At 38.7% G+C, this 20,472-nt stretch carries 19 protein-coding genes; 10 read left to right on the plus strand and 9 right to left on the minus strand.

What is annotated here, in order from left to right:
• Window positions 1–132: 132 nt before the first annotated feature.
• The 6 genes from P9B04_RS20985 to P9B04_RS21010 form a co-directional block, all read right to left on the minus strand.
• The gene (locus P9B04_RS20985; RefSeq protein WP_342056919.1) at window positions 133–762 is read right to left on the minus strand and encodes a Tll0287-like domain-containing protein; all 630 of its coding nucleotides are present in this window, start codon (window positions 760–762) and stop codon (window positions 133–135) included.
• Between the two features lie 133 nt (window positions 763–895).
• Window positions 896–4,321, minus strand: a complete 3,426-nt coding sequence (locus tag P9B04_RS20990; RefSeq protein ID WP_342056920.1) for a methyl-accepting chemotaxis protein — start codon at window positions 4,319–4,321, stop codon at window positions 896–898.
• A gap of 162 nt (window positions 4,322–4,483) precedes the next feature.
• Complete coding sequence (locus P9B04_RS20995) at window positions 4,484–5,053, minus strand: chemotaxis protein CheW (RefSeq protein WP_342056921.1); 570 nt, start codon at window positions 5,051–5,053, stop codon at window positions 4,484–4,486.
• A 21-nt stretch (window positions 5,054–5,074) separates the two neighbouring features.
• On the minus strand, window positions 5,075–5,437 hold the full coding sequence (locus P9B04_RS21000; protein ID WP_342056922.1) for a response regulator transcription factor: 363 nt from the start codon (window positions 5,435–5,437) through the stop codon (window positions 5,075–5,077).
• Window positions 5,438–5,578: 141 nt separating this feature from the next.
• Window positions 5,579–6,784 (minus strand): response regulator, encoded by a 1,206-nt coding sequence (locus P9B04_RS21005; protein ID WP_342056955.1) that lies wholly within the window; start codon window positions 6,782–6,784, stop codon window positions 5,579–5,581.
• A 358-nt stretch (window positions 6,785–7,142) separates the two neighbouring features.
• The gene (locus tag P9B04_RS21010; RefSeq protein WP_342056956.1) at window positions 7,143–7,814 is read right to left on the minus strand and encodes a hypothetical protein; all 672 of its coding nucleotides are present in this window, start codon (window positions 7,812–7,814) and stop codon (window positions 7,143–7,145) included.
• Between the two features lie 183 nt (window positions 7,815–7,997).
• On the opposite strand from P9B04_RS21010, the gene P9B04_RS21015 reads away from it, so the two are divergent.
• From P9B04_RS21015 to P9B04_RS21035, 5 genes are all read left to right on the plus strand, one after another.
• The gene (locus P9B04_RS21015; protein ID WP_342056957.1) at window positions 7,998–9,218 is read left to right on the plus strand and encodes a molybdopterin molybdotransferase MoeA; all 1,221 of its coding nucleotides are present in this window, start codon (window positions 7,998–8,000) and stop codon (window positions 9,216–9,218) included.
• A gap of 88 nt (window positions 9,219–9,306) precedes the next feature.
• A complete protein-coding gene (locus tag P9B04_RS21020) occupies window positions 9,307–10,809 on the plus strand; it encodes a DUF2252 domain-containing protein (protein ID WP_342056923.1) in 1,503 nt (500 codons plus the stop codon).
• A gap of 125 nt (window positions 10,810–10,934) precedes the next feature.
• Entirely contained in the window at window positions 10,935–12,026 is a 1,092-nt protein-coding gene (gene aroC, locus P9B04_RS21025; RefSeq protein WP_342056924.1) for a chorismate synthase, read from the plus strand.
• Between the two features lie 667 nt (window positions 12,027–12,693).
• Window positions 12,694–13,335 carry an ATP phosphoribosyltransferase gene (gene hisG / locus P9B04_RS21030; RefSeq protein ID WP_342056925.1) on the plus strand — a complete coding sequence of 214 codons (642 nt, stop codon included), beginning with the start codon at window positions 12,694–12,696 and terminating at the stop codon, window positions 13,333–13,335.
• Between the two features lie 170 nt (window positions 13,336–13,505).
• A complete protein-coding gene (locus P9B04_RS21035; RefSeq protein ID WP_342056926.1) occupies window positions 13,506–15,977 on the plus strand; it encodes an ATP-dependent Clp protease ATP-binding subunit in 2,472 nt (823 codons plus the stop codon).
• A 57-nt stretch (window positions 15,978–16,034) separates the two neighbouring features.
• Here the strand turns inward: P9B04_RS21035 and P9B04_RS21040 are convergent, their stop codons facing one another.
• Genes P9B04_RS21040 through P9B04_RS21050 form a run of 3 tightly spaced genes read right to left on the minus strand, consistent with a single transcriptional unit; the run spans window position 16,035 to window position 17,332 of the window.
• Entirely contained in the window at window positions 16,035–16,850 is an 816-nt protein-coding gene (locus tag P9B04_RS21040; RefSeq protein WP_342056927.1) for a hypothetical protein, read from the minus strand.
• Between the two features lie 37 nt (window positions 16,851–16,887).
• The gene (locus P9B04_RS21045) at window positions 16,888–17,109 is read right to left on the minus strand and encodes a type II toxin-antitoxin system HicA family toxin (RefSeq protein WP_342056928.1); all 222 of its coding nucleotides are present in this window, start codon (window positions 17,107–17,109) and stop codon (window positions 16,888–16,890) included.
• Window positions 17,102–17,332: a type II toxin-antitoxin system HicB family antitoxin gene (locus tag P9B04_RS21050; RefSeq protein ID WP_342056929.1), complete on the minus strand. Its 231-nt coding sequence runs from the start codon at window positions 17,330–17,332 to the stop codon at window positions 17,102–17,104. Before P9B04_RS21050 ends, P9B04_RS21045 begins: the two co-directional genes overlap by 8 nt.
• Window positions 17,333–17,476: 144 nt before the next feature.
• Here P9B04_RS21050 and P9B04_RS21055 point away from each other — a divergent pair, with 144 nt between their 5' ends.
• From P9B04_RS21055 to P9B04_RS21075, 5 genes are all read left to right on the plus strand, one after another.
• Window positions 17,477–17,968: a hypothetical protein gene (locus tag P9B04_RS21055; RefSeq protein ID WP_342056930.1), complete on the plus strand. Its 492-nt coding sequence runs from the start codon at window positions 17,477–17,479 to the stop codon at window positions 17,966–17,968.
• A 72-nt stretch (window positions 17,969–18,040) separates the two neighbouring features.
• Window positions 18,041–18,193 (plus strand): type II toxin-antitoxin system HicA family toxin, encoded by a 153-nt coding sequence (locus tag P9B04_RS21060; protein WP_342056931.1) that lies wholly within the window; start codon window positions 18,041–18,043, stop codon window positions 18,191–18,193.
• A gap of 43 nt (window positions 18,194–18,236) precedes the next feature.
• Window positions 18,237–18,440, plus strand: coding sequence for a type II toxin-antitoxin system HicB family antitoxin (locus tag P9B04_RS21065; RefSeq protein WP_342056932.1), 204 nt, complete (start codon window positions 18,237–18,239; stop codon window positions 18,438–18,440).
• A gap of 213 nt (window positions 18,441–18,653) precedes the next feature.
• Window positions 18,654–19,703 carry a caspase family protein gene (locus P9B04_RS21070; RefSeq protein WP_342056933.1) on the plus strand — a complete coding sequence of 350 codons (1,050 nt, stop codon included), beginning with the start codon at window positions 18,654–18,656 and terminating at the stop codon, window positions 19,701–19,703.
• Window positions 19,704–19,769: 66 nt separating this feature from the next.
• On the plus strand, window positions 19,770–20,459 hold the full coding sequence (locus P9B04_RS21075) for a hypothetical protein (RefSeq protein ID WP_342056934.1): 690 nt from the start codon (window positions 19,770–19,772) through the stop codon (window positions 20,457–20,459).
• The last annotated feature ends 13 nt before the right edge of the window (window positions 20,460–20,472 follow it).

A 20,472-nucleotide genomic window follows, 5' to 3' on the forward strand; every position in this document is an offset into this window, starting at 1 on the left:
GATATTGAGTTCAGAGTTATGATTTTTTTAGGTAGATAATGAGGGTTCAAGACTTCTGCTTTCGGTCAGTTGTCTACAAGTTCCCTGATATCGAACCGAAGTTGACTTATATTCGTCGTCCGCTAAAAATGTTTAATTTTCTATAGGTAAATTTACTAAAATACCTCCCATGACATCTCCCACCTTAAACACTTTTTGGGGATAACGTTGTTTATGGACTGGATGTTGATTATGACAGTCGATACAAGCGGCAGAAACGGCTTTATCAGGATAAAGAGCTGAAAAGTATTTTTTACCATCTTTGACTTGATAATCTTTATAAGGTAAACCAGTTTCCAGGATATTCTGCATAGCCCTTTCCTCAAATTCAGTGTTAGGACTATTATTCTGATTGAGACTCCAAGGAGAAATAGCTCCGTAACTAAAAGCACTATTTTCTGAGGCCAACTCCGAACTCATGCGAAACATTTGTGCTGGTAGGGGCAACGATTTCTCCTGTTGCCAATGTTCAGAAGCCATAACCACATTTTCATCTTTGAGCCGCTGCACAACATGTTTACCGTAAATAGTGCGTTCGGACCAGATAATCCGATAAATGTAGTCAGCCACTAAATCAGCAGGTACTTTTGCTCCCAATTGCTTACCATCCAGGGTGCCACAAGAGACAACCACAAACCAACTGGCTACCCCTATGATCATCAAAGTAATTAGGCGTACAGGGAGTTTTATTCGTCGGAAATATCGGATTAGTCGATGTATCATGGTTTTTTAGCAATATGGAAGTGGGTTTGAGAACTTATGGGGCAATGGGAAGGACAGAGCGCATGGAAAGAATGGAAAAGTAGTAGTTTTTTTTGTGTCCTCCCTCTTCTCTATCCTTCATGGAACAGTATTGCTACTTAACTTTGAACTGTCGCACGCTCTCCTCTAAGGATTGAGCAACAGCTAAGAGTTCTCGGAAAGAGTCAGATACTTGAGCTGCTTCGGTAGAGTTTCTATCGGAGATGGCTGCCACTTGAGTCATAGTTTGTGTTACGGTTTCACTGGTTTGGGACTGTTCAATGGCAGAACGGGTAATAGCTTCGACCAACTCGCTAATTTGAATACTAGCTGCGGTGATCTGATTAAGACTCTTACGGGTTTCATCCACTAGTTTTGTTCCTGTTACCACCTGTTCTGTCCCTGCTTCCATAGCGGCTACTACTTCGTTGGTTTCGGCCTGAATGCTAGCCACTAAAGCTTCAATGTCTGCTGTGGCAGCTGCGGACTGACGGGCAAGGGATCGCACTTCGTCGGCAACCACCGCGAAGCCTCGTCCTTCTTCTCCTGCGTGGGCAGCTTCGATGGAAGCATTCAAGGCTAGTAAGTTAGTTTGGTCGGCAAAATCACTAATTAAGTTGACCACTTTAGAAATCTTCTGGGACGACTCCCCTAACCGTTTCACTTTCTTAGCGGTTTCGGCTACGGTTTGACGAATGGCCATAATTCCGTCCACTGTACGGTTCATGGCTTCTTCCCCCTGCTCTACGGTTTCAGTGGCTTGTTGCACGGTGGCTTCTGCTAACTCTGCATTAGCAGCAACAGCACTAATAGACTCGTTCATAGCTTGCAGTTTATCCAAGGCAGCAGAAATATCCTGTGCCTGTCCCAAAGCTTCTTGGGAGAAAGATCTAATAGCCGAGTCGTTGTGATGGGTTGTCTCTGAAAGTTGACCGGTGGCGTTTTGTACCTGGTTAACAATTTTTCTCAAGTTTTCTATGGTGGCGTTATAGGAGTCGGCAATGGTGCCAATTTCGTCTTCTGTCACCCTAGCTCGAATGGTAAGATCCCCTTGAGAAACGGGATCAACCTCCATCAGTAATTCCAATGCCCGTCGTTGTAGTTGTTCTTTGGCAATTCTTTGTTCTTCTTCCGATTGTTTCTGTTCTAAAAGTAGATCAGCCCTCTCTAGGGCAAAACCAATTTGGGCCGCTACTTGGGAGAAAAAGCTAATTTCTGAAGGATTCCAGTTTCTTGGCCCTGAACATTCGTGGGCAATATATAAGCCCAATAATTTCCCTTTATGTATGATGGGGGCAACCAAATTCGCACGGACTTCAAAGGTTTTGAGTTCGTTGAGGTGACATTCGGTTAATCCTGCGTTGTAAATATCTGAAGTCGCTTGGACACGACCATTTACGTATCTATCGACGAATTTTACAGCAAAACAAGGGTCCATAATTTCGGCGTTTAAGGCTCGGGGATATCCTTCGGCCACGTCCTCGGCGATGATAGTTCCTATCCATTTTTCATCGAAAGTATAAATTAGAACCCGATCAGTTTTCAGCGTCTGACGCATCTGCTCAACAGCAACTTGCATAATCTCTTGTGTATCGAGAGCACTAGCAATGTTCACGGTAACATCTCGTAACTGTTGACCGAGTCTGGCATCTCTGCGTTGCTGTTGCTGCAGGCCAATACGATCGAGGGTAATGGTTAACTGTTCGGCCACCCGCTCCATAAAGCTGATTTCTTGATCTTTCCAGGCATGAGGTTGTTGACAGTGATGGGCGATCAATAAGCCAAATACATCCCCTTGCTTGAGGATGGGAACCACTAAATTAGCCTCAATCTGGAAATCTTTCATCAGTTGATAGTGTTCAGGGTGGAACCCTGCTTGGTGGACATTGTTGGTAGGCACAACTCGCCCTTGACGGTATTGTTGAATGAGAGCAGCAGGAATACAGCGATCGCTAATTTGCAATTCTTTGGCACTGGGATAGGCTGGATCTAAGGATTCGTATGAAACAAAGGCACTACCGTCTAGATTAAATTCATAAATCACTACTCGATCGACTTTCAAAATATCTCGCAACCCTTCTAAAGTTCGCTCCAAAGTCTTTTGTAGGGCTTGACCGTCAGAAATGATACTACCTGCAATTTCTGCTAGCAGGTTGGCTTGTTGGGTGAAGAGGGTTTGTTTTTCCACTAACCCATAAATCCGTTGACTCATGGTGTTGACGTTTGTGGCTAAAATAGCCAATTCATCTTGTCCTGAGACTTCTATTTCCACACTTAAATCCCCCTCTCCAATTCTTTTCACTGCTCCAGTAACACGGCGTAGGGGACGGGTAATTTGTTCAGATAGTAAAATAGCCATAGCCCCTGTCAATCCCGCAGTGATTAAGGTTCCTAAAAAGATGGCGGATAAAAGTTTTCTTTGGGGAGCAAAAACTTCGGCTTTATCGAGAGCAATCACCGTATTCCATCCTAGGTTTCCTAGTCCATCGATTTTAGGAAGAGGGGCTAAAGCTAACACTTTTTCGTTGTCTATGGTAACTCCTGGTTTTTGCTGATCTGAAAGAGCATTATAGGCGGAGAACAAAGATGTGGCCTGAACAACTTCTTGCTGGGATTGCTCATCTCTCTGATCTATTTCTCCTATACTGTTCATGGAAGTCATTTGCACTCCTTCAGGAGCAAGAAACACCTCTTGATTTCGGTTAACTAAGTAAATATTTTCTTCGTTTTGATATTCTTGTTGTTGATTCTTTTGGTGAATCATTTTCTGTAGATTTTTTACTGGCATCCTCGAGCGAATAACCCCAACCATCTCACCTGTCTGACTATCCTTTACAGGGGCGGCAAAATAGACATTAAACGTTCCATCTGTAGCGGAAATAAGGGGTTGACTGATGGTAGCCGCTTTAGTTTTGAGAACCTCTTGAAAATAACTACGGTTCTGATAATTTTTGAGGGGATTCCCTTGGGATTGGCCAATAACATTTCCTTCCAAATCAAAGACGGCAATACTGTCGTACAACCCATAAATACTAATGTAACGGTCCAAAATTTTTTGTTTTTCTGCAGCAGAAACAGTATCTCTTAATTGCGCTTCGGTAAATACCTCCAAAGTTCCCAAGGCCTGGATATCCAAATAATGATCGCTCATAAAACGAGAAACCTGACCACTTAACCCTTCAACATGGGCGATTTCCGCATTTTTAATTTGACGGTAAAGAAGTTCACTAGAAATCTTATAGCCCAGAGAACCCACAACAATAACTGGGGTGATACCGATAACCGTGGCAGCCATAATACTTTTGGAGCGTAGGGTTAAATTTTGCCACCATTTCATCATCGGACTAGAATGCTGAGGAGAAGAAATTGAGAGGTTTGTCGGTGGTTCATCCGATAAGTCAAGTTCTTTTTCAATGGCTAAGATAGACTCGGTATCAGTGCTATCCAAGGATTCATTCTGATCTACTGAAACTGCTTGGTCAACAGAACCATTGTTTTCGTTATTATCTTGAGGATTGAGGTTAGGAGGAATCTGAGTCATGGTATTAACCAAAGTAATAAATATCAATAAGCGGGTGCTGTGCTGTTACATAGGAGGCAAAAAGAAGAAATTTTAAATCTGTAAAATTTAGAAAATAAGTGCTACAACAAAGGGAATCAAAGCTTATTACCCTGATTTTTTATTAAGTAATCTTTTAAGTTTTTACTTCAGTCCTGAAGAAGGTTGGGGCATAGCCGCCAGAATAGCCTCTGGGTCCAAAACCGCCCACATTTCAGACTGAGGGGGTAACCAATAACCGCGGAGAAAACGGGCTAAATTGGAACTAATAGTTGAGCCAAGGGGAGATCGAATCTCATCGGAAGGACACCATTCGATATCGTCAACTGCACTAACCACTGCTCCTAGATGTTGACCCTGAGCTTGAGGATTTTTTTGGGAGACTGTTCCCGAATGAAGGACAATAGTACGATAAATGGCTTTTACTTGATCCTGCTCATACCAAGGTGTTAACCCAAGTAATTGTCCCAAATCCATGATCCAGAGAATCTCTCCTCGCCAGTTATAGACTCCCATTACCCAAGAGGGCATATCAGGAATGGGAACGATCTGACCGAGAGGAATGGTAATCACTTCGGTGAGTTGAGTAACAGGCAAAAGTAGGGTAGTGTCCGGAACTAGGCGAAACTGCAAAAATTGTTCTAATCCATCGGGGTTTTGAGTGTTTAGGGAGGTTGTTGCAAAGTTGGTCTGAGAAAACTGAGGTTGAACCACAATAACGGACTCCTGATAAATTTAAGGAATTAGTTTTTGAATGGTGTTCAAAAAAGTATCTTGATCGATGGGCTTAGGTATATAAGCATCGGCTCCTTGTCGTTTACCCCAAAATTTGTCCATATCGGTGTCTTTTGTCGAACAAATAATAATCGGAATTCCACAGGTTCGTTCTTCCCCTTTAATAGCCCGACAAATCTCGAACCCACTTAGTCCTGGCAAAACCACATCGAGGACAATCAAATCAGGAAGCTCTCCCTGCAGTTTTTCGAGGCCTTCTTCTCCACTGGTGGCGATCGAAGGTGTAATTCCTACTAGTTTTAAATATTGGGTAATAATTTCTCTTTCGGTTAAGGAATCTTCAATAACAAGGACAGTTCCCATAATTATTTTTACCTCGGTTAATGATTAATTGATGTTGTTCGATTGGGATTCTCTAGTGTTAGGATTCCCTGAAAATCGAGGAAAGTAACATCTTTCACCCATAAGCGTGCGAGAATTGACAAGAGTGAAAAAGTATGTTTTCTAAGCAAAGGTTTCTGGTTTCAGGTGTTTGCGAATGGCACCTAAAACTAAGTCAGGATTGACGGGTTTACCCATAAACTCGCTTGCTCCAACCATTCTGGCCCGAACTCGATCGACAATGCCGTCATTACCGGTAAGAATAATAATGGGGGTATGACGGAACAAGGATAGTTTTCTCAGTTGTCCACAAATTTCGTACCCGTTGGCGTTGGGCATAACCAAATCTAGGAAAATAGCGGCCGGTTTACGGGCTAAAAGAATGGCGATCGCTCTGAGGGGATCGTTAATGCCCAAAAATTGATAGTTTGCTCCTACCAGGATTTTTTCTAGGGTTTGGCACATTAAGGGACTGTCATCAACACAGGCGATTAAGGGACCAGCAGGCACTTCTGGGGCGATTAAGGTGGGATTTTGGGGTGGTAGTGATATGGGAGGGGATAGATCTTGGATCGTGATCAATTCTACTAACCCCATCTGTACATAGGGCAACAGGGAACTGGTTAGGGTGACTACATCTCTCTTCATGCGCACTGAGAGATCCCGTAGGGTTTGATTACCGTCTAGGAGTTGTTTGAGGGTTTGATAGACTTGGGGGGAGGTACGTTGTTGTAATTCGTCCCCTTGGCGAATAATTGGGGCTGCGTTGGGGGAGCGATCTGCTACTTTTGCCCCTTGCCAAGCGTGCCATTGTTTTTGTGCTTCGTGAATCAGTTGATCGGCATCGATCAAAACTAATCGGGTGGCTAACAAGTTATCTTGTTTGAGTTCGCAAGTCACCTCCATGCTTTGAGTTATATCAAATAGCACTTCGATGATGACTGAACGAATCATTCTCGCTGCTTGTTCGCGACTCACTTTCTGTTGTTCAACCCACAAACAGAGCAGTTGATATTCCCAGCACAGTCGGAAGTCTTGATTCCCCAGACTGGCTAAATCTAGTTGTAGAGAAGATAATTTAGAGGCAACTTCGGGTAAATAGCGGGCAATGTGTCTTCGCCACCTTCTCACGGGATGGGTTCCTCCGGTGGCGTACATAATTCGCCCCAAGTACAAATAAAAAAACCATGTTTCTTGTCTGTTATTGGTTAGAATCAGTTGACCGCTAAATCTAGGTTGTTTGAGGCTATCAAAAAACCCTGCTTGTCTTGATGCTGTAAATTCTGGTATGGAAATTGGGGTTTGAAGGGGATAGGCAGCTGTCATCATTACATCTTGAATAAACTGAGTAATCACAGTGTTACGGTTATAGGATTCCCTGAATTTTCAAAAAAATAACATTAAGGAACAGCTAGTATTTTGATTGTGGAGAATTTTTTTTGTGATCGAGATAACAGGTTTCAAAACCTGGCTTTTGAAATTGCAATTTTTTTGAGGCAAGGCTTAAGTCCTCATCTCAAAAATAAGTTTTGATGTGAAATCAGCTTAATTACTTATCATGAAAATTATCAGTGCAAATCCTCACCTCTTGCTTCCTCTGCCGCCTCTGCTCCCCCTACTCAATTCAGTAAAAAGTATAGCGTTCAAACAGATTTTATCTAACTTCCAAGTTCGTTAAGATTGACGGTTAATTATCTTGATTTTCTGAGAGTTGTTGATAGGCGACGGCTTTCAATTTTCCGTAAAACTCTGAAGTGTCGTAAAGGGGAATGAATCGGTTAATGGGACAGTTTTTTTTCTCTTTTTCTTTACTGCTTTGGTTATATGATTGTTGTTGATCGATTACTAATTTTTCTTTTGGTAATTCTTGGAGATTAGTATTTTTTAATAACGTTTTACTGTTTGTTTTGCTGGTTAATATTTCTGAAGGAAAAGAAATAGGTACGGGAATTTTCTTTACTAATTCTTGAATTGGAGTTAGGGTAATGATACTCTGGTGGATGGATGGTGAAGGTTGTTCTGGAGTGGATGGCTTTTCTTGAGGTGGTTCTTCAGTTGTTTTACGACTGATAACGTCCTCGATAAATACATTCCGACTGATAAACCGTTCAAATTCGTAGGTAAAATGGTAAGTGGGGTGTCCCAATCGTTTCCAAAGGGCAAGAATATGGTCTACAGAAATGGCTTTGTAACGCCCTTGATAAATTGCTTCAACAATGGCTAAACGAATCCAGTAGGGGGAGTAAGATGCTACCCATTCTTCTATTAACTCAGAAAGGGGAACTTGTTTGACTTCAAATCCGTAGCGAGTCAATAGTAGTTTTATCTGATTGAGGTTTTTGTCATTGCATTGGTGCATCACATCTTTGACTATTCCTATCGATACTTTTTTAGCACATTTTTATTTTAGCAATGTAGCAATTTGTATTTCTTTTGGGGAAGGAAACAGGGATTCGAGCCATTGAAAGGTCCTATGGTTAGGACGGTCTGAACAGAGAAATATCTATTATTTTCATACATTTAAACACATAATACTATGACCATGATTTCGGTTCAAGAAGCTCAAACAATTATCCTGAATTTAGTCGACAGCTTACGGGAGACGGAAAACCTTGAGTTAGATGCGTTGACGGGAAGAATTTTAGCTAAATCTATTACTAGTAGTCTCGATTTTCCCTATTGGAATAATTCTGCTATGGACGGTTATGGAGTACGTTTTGAAGACGTTAATCAAGGAAATACAGATCAACCAATAACCCTAAAAATCGTCGATGAAGTTCCTGCAGGGGTTCAACCGAAAATATCCCTCAAATCAGGGGAAACTTGTCGCATTTTTACTGGTGCGGTGTTACCAGATGGGGTTGATACTATAATTATACAAGAGAATGTACAAAGACAAAAAGATAAAATTGTTGTTTCACAATCTCCTAAATATTGTGGTGAGTTTGTTAGAAAAAAAGGAGATTTTTATCGCTCAGGAGATACATTATTGAGTTTGGGAACTAAAATTAATGAGCCAGAAATTGCTATCTTGGCAACAGCACAATGTTTCCCTGTGACCGTATATCGTCGTCCTCGTGTGGCTATTTTATCTACAGGAAATGAATTAATTACCCCCACTGAAAAGTTACAACCTGGACAAATTATTGATTCCAATCAATATGCTCTCAAATCATTTATTCTCAAGAATGGGGGAATTCCTATATCTTTAGGAATTGTTGGAGATGATCGTGATCTTATTAAGAAAAAAATTATCGAAGGAATAAATAATGCTGATTTTGTTCTTTCAACTGGTGGAGTTTCTGTTGGTGATTATGATTATGTAGACAAAATTTTAGCAGAATTGGGCGGTAAAATTAAGATTAATAGTGTTGCGATAAAACCAGGGAAACCTTTAACAGTGGCTAAATTTGACAATGGATGTGTATACTTTGGTTTACCAGGAAATCCAGTGTCTGCTTTAGTGTGTTGCTGGCGATTTGTGAAACTTGCTTTAGATAAGTTATCAGGAATAGAAGGAGATCATAAACCAAAATTGATTACGGCAAAATCTGACCATGATTTATCTTCTGGTGGTCAAAGAGAAACTTACGTTTGGGGACAGTTAAAGTTGGTGGATGGTGAACACATATTTACTTTAGCTAAAGGGCATCAAAATTCTGCTAATTTAATTAATTTAGGATTAGCAAATGGTCTATCTATTCTACCTGTGGGGGTAACAAAAGTTAAACAAGGGGAGAAAATTCAAGTTCTTGCACTATAGAAAAAGTGATAAATATTTACATTTTTTTATCTTTTAAGAGAGTATTCTATGCTATTTTTGAATCAGTATTTAAGTTAACTAATTCAAAATGAATAGCAAGAGTGCATTCTATAGGAAATGGGTAAAAATATTTGTAATTATAGTAATAATCACTTTTTGTTTATTTCCCATCAAAACCCAAGCAGAAATAAATAACAGTGAGACTCGAAGTAAGCAAGTTGTCTTAGACATTGAAGAAGCTAATAAGAGTTTAGAAGAACCTATAAAATATGAAAAGTATTGTCGTCTTGCTAATGCTGCTTTTCCATTTTATCGAGCAACTAATTATTTATTTTGGAAAGATTTTTCAGAAGATAATAGTCTGAAGCAATTTTCTAGTACGCAAACAAAAACTTGGATATCTGGTGATTTGCACGTTGATAATTTTGGAACTTATAATAATGACGAAAATGAAGTTATTTTTGATCTGAATGACTTCGATGAATCCGTTATTGCTGACTATCAATATGATATTTGGCGTATGGCAACTAGTATTGTTCTTGCCATGAGTAATAGTCAACCCACTATTTTAAATTTAGACGAAAAAGAGAAGATAGCTGATGTTATCGATCAATTTACAGAATCATATCTAGATACTTTAGGGGAATACAAAGGCAACAATAAGGAAACAGAAACCTATTTTGCAAGAAAAAATACTAATGGTAAAATAAAAGACTTGATTAGTTACGCTGAGGAAAAAAGTAGAAAAAAATTACTTAAAAAATGGACAATTAAAGAGAATGATCAAAGACGCTTCAAAACTCCAGCAGAAAAAGACAAGTTAGGGGTTGCATCTTCGGAAGAAAAAGAAGAAATTATTTCACAAATGATTGCTTACAGAAACACTCTAGGGAAAAAAGACTACAATAAAGATTACTTCAAAGTAAAAGATATTGCCCCAAGATTAAAAGCTGGGTTAGGCTCTTTAGGAACCCCTCGCTATTACATATTAATTGAAGGAGAGTCAGATTCTTTGAAAGATGATCGCATTTTAGACATAAAACATCAATCTAAACCAGCACCTTATCAAGTCTTTAACATAGGAGAAAAAGCAACGTACAATGATTTTTTTGATAACGATGCAGAACGTCATGCGATCGCCTATCGTGCCTTAATAAAGCATACTGACGATCTCCTAGGTTGGATATATCTTTCTGATCAAAAAGCTAAATTTTCGGGTTATTATTCTGTTAGAGAAATATCTCCTAGTAAAGCATCTTTAGACGATCTTAAAGATGAGAATGGAAATAATTTTACTTGGGACGATGCTAAGCAGTCAGATTTACTAAGTATTGCCGAACTATGGGGTAAAATCTTAGCAACAGATCACGCTCGTGCTGACAAAGATTTTAAAGAAAAATATATTCCCTATTCCTTTGAAAAGGAAGTTACAAAATTGACAGATGGAAAACATAAAGAATTTCGTGAATTGGTTAAGAAAACTGCTTTTAATTACGCTAATCAAGTTGAAACAGATTATCAAAGCTTTGTCAACTTTCTAGCTGAACTAAAGCTAGAAAATGCAAACAGTGCTTACCCAGATTGTGAGTAAAAGATAGTAATTTTTATCCTGTAAAAAGGTAAAGATATTTTCTAAAAAACTAAACAATAATCTAGATTTAGATAGACTAGAAATGTTATGATGTTAAACGATAGAATTAGTTTTAATCTAAAAACATGGGTAACACCTTCGGCCATCTATTTCGTATTACAACATTTGGAGAATCTCACGGGGGAGGAGTGGGTGTTATCATTGATGGTTGTCCTCCTCGTTTAGACATATCAGAAAGCGATATTCAATGGGACTTAGATCGTCGTCGACCTGGACAAAGTAAGATTACTACACCTCGCAAAGAAACCGATACCTGTGAGATTATTTCAGGGGTTTTTCAAGGGAAGACATTAGGTACTCCTATTGCTATTTTAGTCCGTAATAAAGACGTGCGATCGCAGGATTATGATGAAATGGCGGCGAAGTTTCGTCCTTCCCATGCAGACGCAACCTATGAAGCAAAATATGGCATCAGAAATTGGCAAGGTGGGGGACGATCTTCCGCTAGAGAAACTATTGGTAGGGTAGCAGCTGGTGCTATTGCTAAAAAGATATTAAAACAAGTTGCTAATGTTGAAATTATTGGCTATGTAAAACGTATTAAAGATATAGAAGGAGACGTTGATACTAATACCGTTACCATAGAAGAAGTAGAGAGCAACATTATCCGTTGTCCCGATCAAAAAATGGCAGAGAAAATGATCGATCTCATCGACCAAACTCGGAGAGATAAAGACTCTATTGGTGGTGTGGTGGAATGTGTTGCTCGTCATGTTCCCAAAGGACTAGGAGAACCTGTTTTTGATAAACTAGAAGCAGATTTGGCTAAAGGTGCCATGTCTCTTCCTGCTAGTAAAGGGTTTGAAATTGGTTCAGGTTTTGAAGGAACATTATTAACAGGAAGCGAACATAATGATGAATTTTATATCGACGATAGCGGAAATATTCGTACTAAAACTAATCGTTCAGGAGGTATTCAAGGAGGAATTAGCAACGGAGAAAACATCATTATTCGTGTTGCTTTTAAGCCCACTGCTACCATCGGTAAAGAACAAAATACCGTTACTTCTGGAAGCGAAGAAACAACATTAGCTGCCAAAGGAAGACATGATCCTTGCGTTTTATCGAGGGCAGTTCCTATGGTAGAGGCGATGGTTGCTCTCGTATTGTGCGATCATTTATTACGTTGGCAAGGACAGTGCAAAGTGTTAGATTAATGATTTAATTTTAGGGTTCAAATTTCAACAGAGTGATATTACTAATCTTGATAATCAAGACGGGGAAAATGGAAAAAGTTAGTTGCTAAATATAATAAGAAAAGCACTTGGAAGTCTTGCCATGTTTCGACCCCAAGTGTTTTTCTTTTTGAGCTCTCACACCACACGATCACTCTTTCACACCACAATCGAATTCAATCGATTAATAATAAAGATAAGAATTTTATACTTGATGTTCAATCTAAAATAGACACTTTTAAAAGTGTCACATTATTGGTTTTAAATAATAAAATTTTTCTAAAAATAATCTATAGATTTAATAAAATTTTCTGGGTTATACTCAAATTTAAGCTAGTCATAATTGGGGTATTTAAAGAAATAATAAATTATTTACAATATCATAGTCTTTTTGCTGTATATCAAATGTTTGAAGAGATAGAATAATTTTTAGGAGCTATTGACACCATTGAAGGTGAAAAAATGAAAGATAGATGGAGTAGTTATAGAGAAAGAACTGAAAATGATTAGTCTAAATTAAAATATTTAGATTCCTTGTAAATGAATTTTTATTAATAAAAAATATTCATAAAAGAAGTAAAAAGTAATATTAAATTTCAGTGAATACAAACTGCTATAAAATAAAAGGTAGTCCTAAAAACTATCAATAATGATTACCATTGCACTTCCCAAAGGAGCATTATTATCAGATTCCATCGAACTTTTTAAAAGCGTTGGATTAGATTTTAGTGCTTTTTTAGACTCGAAGAACCGTCAATTACAAATAACAGATCCTACCAATACCGCCCAAGGACTCTTAGTTAGAGCAACCGATGTACCCGTTTACGTCGAATATGGACAAGCACAACTAGGAGTAGTAGGCTACGATTTATTACTAGAAAAAAACCCAGAAGTTGCCCACTTAGGAGATTTAAAATTTGGCGGTTGTCGGATGTCCGTAGCCGTTCCTGCTACCAGTCCTTACCAAACCCCCACAAAATTACCCCCTAATAGCAAAGTAGCCTCGAAATTTGTAAACTGTGCTAAAACGTATTTTCAGCAACTAGACCTACCCGTAGAAATTATCCCTCTCTATGGTTCTGTCGAACTCGGTCCCATTACCGGAATGTCAGAAGCCATTGTCGATCTAGTTTCCACCGGTCGCACCCTGAAAGAAAATGGACTGGTGGAGGTGGATACCCTATTTCAGAGTACGGCTCGCCTCATTGCCCATCCCCTCAGTTATCGGTTAAATTTAGATAATCTTAATGATTTGAGCGAACAAATCAAAAATTCTGTGTCAAAATCATAAAAACAATCGACCAAAAAACCCTATTAATGGAGGAACTAGGACACAGTAACTACAAGAAAACGCAAAAACAGTAGTCATTGCTACAAAATTTGACATAAGTAATCTCGACAAAAAAGCTGTGTTAAAATCAGCTTACAAGGGCAAGCAACAGGTGATGGATTAATAAAGATATGTTTGAACGCTTTACAGAAAAAGCTATTAAGGTAATAATGCTGGCGCAAGAGGAAGCTCGTCGCCTCGGTCACAACTTCGTTGGCACTGAGCAAATTCTTCTTGGCCTCATCGGTGAAGGTACTGGAGTAGCGGCTAAAGTTCTCAAATCAATGGGGGTTAACCTAAAAGATGCTCGCATTGAAGTTGAGAAAATCATTGGTCGCGGATCAGGTTTCGTTGCCGTAGAAATTCCTTTTACCCCAAGAGCAAAAAGAGTTCTTGAACTCTCCTTAGAGGAAGCAAGACAGTTAGGACACAACTATATCGGCACAGAACACCTTCTCTTAGGTCTAATAAGAGAGGGAGAAGGCGTAGCCGCCAGAGTTCTTGAAAACCTCGGCGTAAATCTCTCCAAAGTTAGAACCCAGGTCATTCGTCAGCTAGGAGAAACCGCAGAGGTAGCCGCCGGTGGTGGGACACCAGGACGCACGAAAACCCCCACTCTCGATGAGTTCGGTTCCAACCTAACCCAGTTGGCTGGTGATGGTCAACTTGACCCTGTAGTTGGACGACAAAAAGAAATCGAACGAGTAATCCAGATTCTTGGCCGTCGCACCAAAAATAACCCCGTTTTAATCGGTGAACCTGGTGTGGGTAAAACAGCGATCGCAGAAGGATTAGCCCAACGCATCGCTAACAAAGACATTCCCGACATTCTCGAAGAAAAACGAGTTGTTACCCTCGATATCGGCTTATTGGTAGCTGGAACCAAGTACCGTGGGGAATTTGAGGAACGTCTCAAGAAAATTATGGACGAAATTCGTCAAGCTGGAAACGTGATCTTAGTGATTGACGAGGTTCATACCCTCATCGGTGCCGGCGCAGCGGAAGGTGCGATCGACGCAGCTAACATTCTCAAACCAGCTTTAGCAAGGGGCGAATTACAATGTATCGGGGCAACCACCCTCGATGAATACCGTAAGCATATCGAACGAGATGCCGCCCTAGAAAGACGTTTTCAACCCGTCATGGTAGGAGAACCCTCCATCGACGAAACCATCGAAATTCTCTTTGGTCTTCGGGAACGTTACGAGCAACACCATAAGCTAAGAATCTTGGATGAGGCTCTAGAAGCAGCGGCCAAACTCTCTGACCGCTATATTTCTGACCGTTATCTCCCCGACAAAGCCATCGACTTAATCGATGAAGCAGGATCACGGGTTCGTTTAATCAACTCTCAATTACCTCCTGCAGCCAAGGAATTAGATAAAGAACTGCGCACTGTACTGAAACAAAAAGACGACGCAGTACGCTCCCAAGACTTCGATCGCGCTGGAGAATTGCGGGATCAAGAAATGGATATTAAAGAGCAAATCCGCTCTATTTCCACCGCTAAGAAGGGAGAAGGGGAAAGCGAAGAACCTTTTGTAGATTCAGAAGAAATCGCCCACATCGTTGCCTCTTGGACTGGAGTTCCAGTGAACAAGTTAACGGAAACAGAATCCGAAAAACTTCTTCACATGGAAGATACCTTACATCAAAGGTTAATCGGTCAAGAAGACGCAGTGAAAGCTGTTTCTCGGGCTATTCGTCGGGCTAGAGTTGGCTTAAAGAACCCCAACCGTCCTATTGCTAGTTTCGTCTTTTCAGGACCCACTGGTGTAGGTAAAACCGAGTTAACTAAAGCGTTAGCAGCTTACTTCTTCGGGTCAGAAGAAGCCATGATTCGGTTAGATATGTCCGAATACATGGAACGCCATACCGTGTCCAAGTTAATTGGTTCTCCTCCAGGATATGTGGGGTACAACGAAGGAGGACAACTCACCGAAGCAGTTCGCCGTCGTCCTTACACCGTTGTGCTATTCGACGAAATTGAGAAAGCGCACCCTGATGTCTTCAATATGCTTCTGCAAATCTTAGAAGACGGTCGTTTAACGGACGCGAAGGGACGTACCGTGGACTTCAAGAACACCTTATTAATCATGACCTCCAACATCGGTTCTAAGGTCATTGAAAAAGGTGGCGGTGGCCTCGGATTTGAGTTTGAAGACGACCAAAACGAAGCGCAGTACAATCGTATTCGTAACTTAGTTAACGAAGAATTGAAGCAATACTTCCGACCTGAGTTCCTCAACCGACTAGATGAGATCATCGTCTTCCGTCAGTTGAACAAGGAAGAGGTCAAGGAAATTTCCGAAATTCTCCTCAAAGAAGTGTTTGCACGCTTAACTGAGAAAGAAATCACCCTACAAGTGACCGACAAATTTAAGGAACGTCTTGTGGAAGAAGGGTACAACCCTGCTTACGGTGCAAGACCTCTACGTCGTGCTATTATGCGCCTTTTAGAGGATGTTCTAGCAGAAGAGATTCTTTCTGGAAAAGTTGGCGAAGGGGATGTAGCTGTGGTTGATATCGGCGAAGACGGAAAAGTTCAAGTCGTTTCTGGCGAAAAGCAACAACCTGTTTTAGCGAAAGCTACTGACTCGTAAATCATTTGGATTTAACCCTCAAGCAACGGTAGAAGTTTCTCAGCTTCTGCCGTTTTTTTATTTATATTCTTCTTCTGAAACTTCTTCTGAAACTTTAGGACTCAGGATGGTTAATTGATCACCGTTTCCACTTTCATAAATAATCACTACAGGTATGCTAGAATACTTATCTTTTTTTGGTAATGCTGGAAAGATATAAAAATAACCATCCCTATCGATTAATAAACGCCAAACTCTTGATTTTTCAAGGTCATTTAATTCTTGACCAACAAGGTTATTATAAAAGTTGTTATCACCAATAATACGAAAATCTGAGGGATCATCGGAAGCATTTAATTTTCGTCCTAGGGCCGCATTTTTATCAGAAATAGCAACAGTAACAATAGGCAGTCTTGAACTCTCATTGACTGCATCTCTCCAAGCATCTCTATTTTCTTGCCCAAATGCTAATATAAATAAAGCGATTAATACCCAAAAAACAACTACTAATTCATCTACTAAAGAAACAAGAAATTTCAGTAAATTTAATTGATCTTGATTCAATCTTAAAGCGTCTCCTGGGTAATATGTAGTAACTTGATTGATAACTGAGTCTAATAATTGAAAACTAATCAAAATAATAATAGGAATCATGACAAAGGTAATAATTGTCATGAACCAAGCTAGAGGATGTCCAAAAAGTGCTTGAAGAGCAGCTAAATAAAACGACTCTAAAGGTAAATTCAAGGTCATTACTTCTACTTGAAAAAAGCCAAAATAAGCCCATCTATAAACCCATCCAGTAAAGTAAAGTGCAATTGCTAATAAAGCAATTAAACTCGCTAATTTACCTAAAGGATTAATATCTTGATTGTTCTCAGGAGATGAAGTCACAATTTAATATGTTTTGAGAATTACAGTAGTAAATTGATTATAGTAGATCAATAAATTCATCAACAGTTAAACCTGCTTGACGAATAATATTACGCAGTGTCCCTTTAGCAATAGTCCGATGGTTAGGAATAGTAACTTGAGTGGATGAATTTTCTCTTATTAACGTGATATGACTACCACGCTGTCGATAAACTAAAAAATCTATTTTTTTCAATACTTTGACACATTCTTTACCAGAAATTGCGGGTAGTTTACTCATAAAAAATAGAAGTTACTTCAATATTATCTTCAGGAATTAACTCTCCTCTTTCTTGTAAGACTTCAATATGAAGATTTATAGCTTCTTGAATATTGTCTAAGGCTTCCTTTTTGGTTTGTCCCTGACTAAAACAACCCGGTAAACTCGGAACTTCAGCAATAATATAGCCATCTTCATCAGGATAAAGTAATATAGTACGTTTTTGAGAAATCGGAGTTAACATAATAAGTATGGCTTACAGCAATAGTTGACTTTTATTGACTATAGTATAATATACCTAAACATCAAGCTTACTCTTAAAAAGATGAAGTTTTTTACATACAGCCTAACTGTCACAATAACCATTATCTTATCAGTTACAGGATTGATGGGAAATACCAAAGACACCCCTAATCTAGAAATTAGTCAAAGTTCAACAGTTACTAATCAAAGACCTGCTATTAATTTATCGGTTTCAGACTTGGTTACGGTACGTTTAAATAAAGGATCACATACAGGGAAATTGATTGCTTTTAATGCTAATTATTTAACAATTGAAGGCAACGGTGGAGCAGAAAAAATTCTCATTTCTCAAGTAAAGGAAATAGAATTTAAAGGTGATGTTTGGGTCAAGAATTCTGATGGTACAATCATAACATTTCCTTGGCGTGGAGGTGATAAAATTTTATCGAAATTGCCAATAAATGCCTTAATAGTAGACAAAGGTATAAAAAAAGCAACCCTAAATTTAGATAGCTTAAGTGAGGGGGGATACAACAGATTTATACAAGATACTACAGGAAAAAATTATGGAATAAAAATGATAACTTTCGATTCATCAGGAACAATCACAGTCAAAATAAAGCAAATTATAAAGTAGATTAATTAACGCTATAATGGTGAGTTACGTTATTGATCACTAATGCCTAAGAAAATTTGAGAACTGAAACAAATGTTAACACAAGCAGGATTTATTTCTCGTACTGGTAAAGTTAGTCATTCAAACTGGTTTAACCCCTTGTATGCAGGGATAATTACTATTTCAGTAAAAGATGGTTCTGATGCGAGAGAATATTTAGAGAAAGAAGTTTTAAAAGCAATTTAAGAAGTTAACAAGAGAGACAAAAATAGATAAACTTAAATATCAGATGATTATCCAATGGTTAGATAAAGATAATTGTTATTTAGTTGGATTACCCGACTTTACAGGACAAAAATGGAGAACTCATGGTGATACTTATAATGAAGTAGTAACTAATGGGGTAGAAGTTCTAGATTTATTAATTGAAGATTACAAATTAACAGGAGAATCGTTACCAATACCGACTACTTATTGCTCTGAAGTTGCTTAGATATAGTAATAAAAAAATAGGTTAGGATATTTCAAGTGTCTTTAATTATCATTCCGAAGCAATGAGGAATATTATAGATGTTCTAATAATCATGCGTAGGGTTATATCTGTTTAATTAGATTCATGACAAGGGTAGAATTTTTGCCAGATTTACCAGTTGAAATTTAAGAAATTGATTAGACTGTAATTGGACAAAATTATCGGAATTTTCTAATGTTTCCCCTGAGACAGTCTCTCCCTATCTCAATCATCACTGGTTTAGGTTTTATAACCGTTACTGCCTCCCAAGCAACCACCCATAATAATTTTATTCCTGTTGGGTTTAATAAGGAAACCCAACCTACCCATAATCAGACTTTAATTGCTCAAAAACAGTCTAAAGTTGCGCTGGTTATCGGGAACGCTGATTATAAAGAAAAACCTTTATCTAATTCTGTAAATGATGCAACAGATATAGCAAAAGCGTTGGAAGAATTGGGATTTGAGGTAACGTTGGTGAAAGACACAGATTTACCGACGATGGAGGAAGAAATAGATAAGTTTAGCCAAGAATTACGATATGGTGGGGTTGGTTTGTTTTATTATGCGGGACATGGGATACAGATGGGGGGAGAAAACTATTTGACTCCCCTCAAAGCGCAACTTAAGCGAGAAAAGGACGTAAAACGTGAATATCTTGACCTGGAAACGGTATTAGATGCAATGGAAACAGCGCAAACTCGCATAAATATCGTTATTATTGATGCTTGTCGAGAGGAGCCTTTTTATAGTCAATTGCCTTCTTTTTATAGTCACTTGCTTTCTTCTTATCGTAGTTTATCAAATCGGGGTTTAGCAGAAGTCAAGTCGCTCCCCGAAGGAACCGTTATGGCATTTGCCACTGCACCAAATGAATTAGCAGCCGATGGAATAAATACTAGAAATTCTCCTTTTACTTCAGCATTACTGCAACACATCAAGACAGCAAATTTAGATGTACAGTTAATGTTGAGACGGGTTAGTCAATCGGTTCACAAAAAGACAAATAAAGAGCAAAAACCTTGGACAATCGCTAATTTAGTTGGGGGTGAGTTTCATTTGAATCCTCAGTCAATTAGTACTATTCCCGTTTTTGAACCTCCTATTGTACCAACCCCAATAGATAAAAATAAACCATCAGATTCAGATGATGGTCATAATGATGATTTTAAGCCACGTCGTCCTCCTACAATAGAATCAAGCCCAAGTACTATAACTTGTCCAGGCTATGAAGAAAAGTGTTAAGATGTTTTGACATAAAAAAAGGTAAATTATATGTAAAAAAAAACTTTTGTAATGGTAGCTTTCAGCTTGCTTACAATCACTCACTTGTTTATAAAAACTAATTATGCTTTGGCTGAAAAATCAGAAGGATCAATTATAGAGGATGATCTTAATATCCAAAATTTATTGCCTTGGGGTCTCCCAGACTTGCCATATAGTCAAGTTCTTGATATTCAAGACAGTTTAATCAATTCATCTATTGGTAAGGTGGTTATAGACAAGTATGAAGATACAAATGGTGGCCTTATTGTATTTACTAATCCTCCACATCCTGGAAAACAAAATTTTATTTCTCTTTGGGGAAGTAAAATTGAGGGCTGTTTTGTTAGATTGATTTTTCAATACGCATCTTCTTCTAATCCAATTGATCATCAAAAATTGACTCCCATTCGACTTGATATTGGAGTTGATGGCACGATTATCAGGTTACGACGTGAAGGTATTGCTAATGCTCAATACTGGAAGCAAAATTATACCTATAAAGTGAGTAACAACCAAATTTCTTATAATAGAACAGGAGTTTTATATGTAGGAAAACAAAGCTTTCCTATAAACTCTGAACAAGTTAATCATTTAAGGTCATCTTCACCACAAGAAGTTAAAGGTAGAATAACTTTTTCTGATGGTTCTACTATAATCTTTCCTATTGGAGTAGAAACAGTTAAGCGGTGGAAAAATGTTTATAGTTTTAATCCTTCCTGCAAACCTATTAATTAAGGAATGAAATATA

The sequence above is a fragment of the Crocosphaera sp. Alani8 genome, from assembly GCF_038442745.1.
Lineage (GTDB): Bacteria > Cyanobacteriota > Cyanobacteriia > Cyanobacteriales > Microcystaceae > Crocosphaera.

Coding starts and splice junctions, on each gene's coding strand:
- P9B04_RS20985 (WP_342056919.1), bottom strand. CDS start 762: ATGATACATCGACTAATCCGATATTTCCGACGAATAAAACTCCCTGTA.
- P9B04_RS21045 (WP_342056928.1), bottom strand. CDS start 17,109: ATGAGTAAACTACCCGCAATTTCTGGTAAAGAATGTGTCAAAGTATTG.
- P9B04_RS21060 (WP_342056931.1), top strand. CDS start 18,041: ATGTTAACACAAGCAGGATTTATTTCTCGTACTGGTAAAGTTAGTCAT.
- P9B04_RS21070 (WP_342056933.1), top strand. CDS start 18,654: ATGTTTCCCCTGAGACAGTCTCTCCCTATCTCAATCATCACTGGTTTA.
- P9B04_RS21055 (WP_342056930.1), top strand. CDS start 17,477: ATGGGAAATACCAAAGACACCCCTAATCTAGAAATTAGTCAAAGTTCA.
- P9B04_RS21065 (WP_342056932.1), top strand. CDS start 18,237: ATGATTATCCAATGGTTAGATAAAGATAATTGTTATTTAGTTGGATTA.
- P9B04_RS21015 (WP_342056957.1), top strand. CDS start 7,998: ATGATTTCGGTTCAAGAAGCTCAAACAATTATCCTGAATTTAGTCGAC.
- P9B04_RS21000 (WP_342056922.1), bottom strand. CDS start 5,437: ATGGGAACTGTCCTTGTTATTGAAGATTCCTTAACCGAAAGAGAAATT.
- P9B04_RS21010 (WP_342056956.1), bottom strand. CDS start 7,814: ATGCACCAATGCAATGACAAAAACCTCAATCAGATAAAACTACTATTG.
- hisG (WP_342056925.1), top strand. CDS start 12,694: ATGATTACCATTGCACTTCCCAAAGGAGCATTATTATCAGATTCCATC.
- P9B04_RS21050 (WP_342056929.1), bottom strand. CDS start 17,332: ATGTTAACTCCGATTTCTCAAAAACGTACTATATTACTTTATCCTGAT.
- P9B04_RS21035 (WP_342056926.1), top strand. CDS start 13,506: ATGTTTGAACGCTTTACAGAAAAAGCTATTAAGGTAATAATGCTGGCG.
- P9B04_RS20990 (WP_342056920.1), bottom strand. CDS start 4,321: ATGACTCAGATTCCTCCTAACCTCAATCCTCAAGATAATAACGAAAAC.
- P9B04_RS21005 (WP_342056955.1), bottom strand. CDS start 6,784: ATGATGACAGCTGCCTATCCCCTTCAAACCCCAATTTCCATACCAGAA.
- aroC (WP_342056924.1), top strand. CDS start 10,935: ATGGGTAACACCTTCGGCCATCTATTTCGTATTACAACATTTGGAGAA.
- P9B04_RS21020 (WP_342056923.1), top strand. CDS start 9,307: ATGAATAGCAAGAGTGCATTCTATAGGAAATGGGTAAAAATATTTGTA.